This is a genomic window from Mycobacterium sp. (assembly GCF_032162105.1).
In the GTDB taxonomy this organism is placed as follows: domain Bacteria; phylum Actinomycetota; class Actinomycetes; order Mycobacteriales; family Mycobacteriaceae; genus Mycobacterium.
In genome coordinates, this window is record NZ_JAVRPS010000111.1 from 1 (window position 1) to 3,265 (window position 3,265).

Consider the following 3,265-nt stretch of genomic DNA (forward strand, 5'->3'; position numbering starts at 1 on the left):
CCCGCTGGAATACGCCACGGTCGAGGAGATCCCCGACGGTGAGTACGGCGGTGGCGACGTGATCGTCTGGGATCGCGGCACTTACGCCAACAAGACCGACCATGAGATGACCAAATGCCTCGGGCGCGGCCACCTGTCATTTCATCTCCACGGCAAAGAATTGCACGGCGGCTATGCACTCACCCTGGTCCGCGAGGGTGAGGACGAGACGTGGCTGCTGCTCAAGCGCCAAGATGGCGGCGCCGAGGCCGAGGGCAACCCGGTCCGAAGCCGACCGGAGTAGCGGTCGCCGGCAACCGATGAACGGCGTGCTGTCCGGCGGCGCGCCGCTGCCTAATCCGTAGGCCGCCAGCCTGATGTGTCCGCCCAGGCCCACGCCCTGCGGTAGGCATCGAGAAACCAGGGTTCCTTGGCGGCGACGTATGCCGCGATGTCTTCGTCAGGCGCCGCCGCGTGTTCGGCGTTGCGCTTGACGGTCAGATATTCTTCCCGCACATCGGGATTGGCCACCAGCCAGTCGACGAACAGCAGGGCGAACTGCTGATTGGGCCACCCATCGACGCGGAGGTGGACGTACGCCGGCCGACCGGGATCGGCTGATCCATGAACCCGCTTCTGCCACAGAGCCGTCTCGTCACTGTGGTCGTAGCGTGCGACGGTGCTTCGGGCGTCGGGTTTGCCGACGTCGGCGGTGATGTGTTCGATGCGCGGGTAACCGGCGGACAGCAGAGCCGCGCCGAGTTCGTCTGCCGCCGAGAGTGATTCGACGGTGACCTGAACGTCGATGGCGTCCTTGGCGTCCAGCCCCGGCACCGCGGTCGAGCCGATGTGGTCGACGCGCAACGCCTTTGCCCCGCAGGCGGTCTTCAGGCGGGCGACGATGCGCCGCGCCTGGTCGGGCCAGGTCGGATCGGCTGGCGCCAGTCGCGCCGGTGGACGGACAACCTCGCGTGCGCTGACGTTGCGCGCGAACGGCGTGATGCGCTGATCCCACACCTCACGAGCACGCTCGACAAGCGCCTCGGAAGAACCCGAATTGTCCAGCCAGACATCGGCGACGGCGCGGCGTTGCGCGTCGTCGGCCTGCGCGGCGATGCGGGCGCGGGCGTCGGCCTCGGTCATGCCGCGGTGTTCGACCAGTCGCTTCACCCGCAGTTCGGCATCGGCGTACACCACGACGACCAGTGGGAACAGCGGCGCCATCCCGGACTCGACCAGCAGCGGGATGTCCTCCACCACCACGGAGTCCTCCGGGACGGCGGCGATGATCTCGGAGCGCCTCTTGCCGACCAGGGGATGAACGATGCCATTGAGGGTTTTGCGGCTTTCATCGCTGCTGAATGCCTTGGCCGCCAAGGCCGGTCGGTCCAATGCACCGTCTGCCAGCAGAATGTCGTCGCCGAACGCGTCGACGAGGGCGGCCAATCCTTCGGTGCCGGGCTCGACCACCTCGCGAGAGATCACGTCACCGTCGACAATGACCCCGCCGCGCTGCGAAAACGTCGCGGACACAGTCGACTTGCCGGCCCCGATACCGCCGGTCAGACCGATGCGAAGCATCCGGTGTGAGAGCTAGGCGCTGCCCGCGAGCTTCTCCCGCAGGGCGGCGAGTTGCGCATCACTGGCCAGCGAGCCGCCGCTCGGCTGGTCGTCGCCCGACGAGCCGTTGGCCTGCGGGCGCTCGGCAGCGGCGGCTTCGGCCTCGGCGAACTTCTCCATCTGCGTGGTGTGCATCTTGTGCCGCCGCTCGGCCTCGGCGTAGCGGGCCTCCCACTCGGTGCGCTGACCGTCGAAACCTTCGAGCCATTCGTTGGTTTCGGCGTCGAAGCCTTCGGGGAAGATGTAGTTGCCCTGTTCGTCGTAGCTGTCGGCCATGCCGTACTTGGCCGGGTCGAACTCCTCGGTGTAGTCCTCGTTGGCCTGCTTGAGGCTCAGCGAGATGCGGCGACGCTCCAGGTCGATGTCGATGACCTTGACCATCGCGTCGTCACCGACGGCGACCACCTGGTCCGGCACCTCGACGTGGCGCTCAGCCAACTCGGAGATGTGCACCAGGCCTTCGATGCCCTCTTCGACGCGGACGAACGCACCGAACGGCACCAGCTTGGTGACCTTGCCCGGCACGATCTGGCCGATGGCGTGGGTGCGGGCGAAGTGGCGCCACGGGTCTTCCTGAGTCGCCTTGAGCGACAACGAAACGCGCTCGCGGTCCATGTCGACGTCGAGCACCTCGACAGTGACCTCGTCGCCCACCGTGACCACCTCGGACGGGTGGTCGATGTGCTTCCAAGACAGCTCGGAGACGTGCACCAGGCCGTCGACACCGCCGAGATCGACGAATGCGCCGAAGTTGACGATCGAGGACACCACACCCTTGCGGATGGCGCCCTTCTGCAGCTGGTTGAGGAACTCGCTGCGCACCTCGGACTGGGTCTGCTCCAGCCAGGCGCGCCGCGACAGCACCACGTTGTTGCGGTTCTTGTCCAGCTCGATGATCTTGGCTTCGATCTCTTTGCCGATGTAGGGCTGCAGGTCGCGGACCCGGCGCATCTCCACCAGCGAGGCGGGCAGGAAGCCGCGCAATCCGATGTCGAGGATCAAACCACCCTTGACGACCTCGATGACGGTGCCCTTGACGGCCTCGTCCTTCTCCTTGAGCTCCTCGATGGTCCCCCAGGCGCGCTCGTACTGGGCGCGCTTCTTGGACAGGATCAGCCGGCCCTCTTTGTCCTCCTTGGTGAGGACAAGAGCTTCGACCTCATCACCCACGGAAACGACCTCGTTGGGGTCGACGTCGTGCTTGATGGACAGTTCGCGGGAGGGGATGACCCCTTCGGTTTTGTAGCCGATGTCGAGCAGGACCTCGTCCCGGTCAACCTTGACGATTGTCCCTTCGACGATGTCGCCATCGTTGAAGTACTTGATTGTTTTATCGATGGCGGCGAGAAAGTCCTCGCTCGAGCCAATGTCGTTGACGGCTACTTGCGGCGAGGTGACGGTGGGACTCGGCATATTGTTGGGTTGCTCCGGACAGGTTGGGGTCGTAGGGATAAAGCGGGTTGTGTTCGATTGCCTGGCTCCTCGGCATCGCGCTGCGCGCTCTGCATTGTCGCCGGGCTACCTGTCGAGGCTACTCGACTGTGTACACGCTGGCCAAACTCGCCCCATCTGGGCGGACCGTCAAATCACCGCCGAAAATTCACCGAAATAGTTGCCGCGTGTTCGCTCAAGACGGAATCGGCCGCTAATGCGCGGCGGTATCCCA

At 65.3% G+C, this 3,265-nt stretch carries 3 protein-coding genes; 1 reads left to right on the forward strand and 2 read right to left on the reverse strand.

Annotated elements, in window-relative coordinates:
* The coding region (locus tag QOC69_RS05395; RefSeq protein WP_526437135.1) for a DNA polymerase ligase N-terminal domain-containing protein at positions 1-283 on the forward strand (283 nt) is incomplete at its 5' end.
* A 50-nt stretch (positions 284-333) separates the two neighbouring features.
* Here the strand turns inward: QOC69_RS05395 and coaE are convergent.
* Positions 334-1,560, reverse strand: coding sequence for a dephospho-CoA kinase (coaE, locus tag QOC69_RS05400; protein WP_526437137.1), 1,227 nt, complete (start codon positions 1,558-1,560; stop codon positions 334-336).
* A gap of 12 nt (positions 1,561-1,572) precedes the next feature.
* Positions 1,573-3,012, reverse strand: a complete 1,440-nt coding sequence (rpsA, locus tag QOC69_RS05405; protein ID WP_526437139.1) for a 30S ribosomal protein S1 — start codon at positions 3,010-3,012, stop codon at positions 1,573-1,575.
* Positions 3,013-3,265: the final 253 nt, after the last annotated feature.

Coding starts and splice junctions, on each gene's coding strand:
- coaE (WP_526437137.1), bottom strand. CDS start 1,560: ATGCTTCGCATCGGTCTGACCGGCGGTATCGGGGCCGGCAAGTCGACT.
- rpsA (WP_526437139.1), bottom strand. CDS start 3,012: ATGCCGAGTCCCACCGTCACCTCGCCGCAAGTAGCCGTCAACGACATT.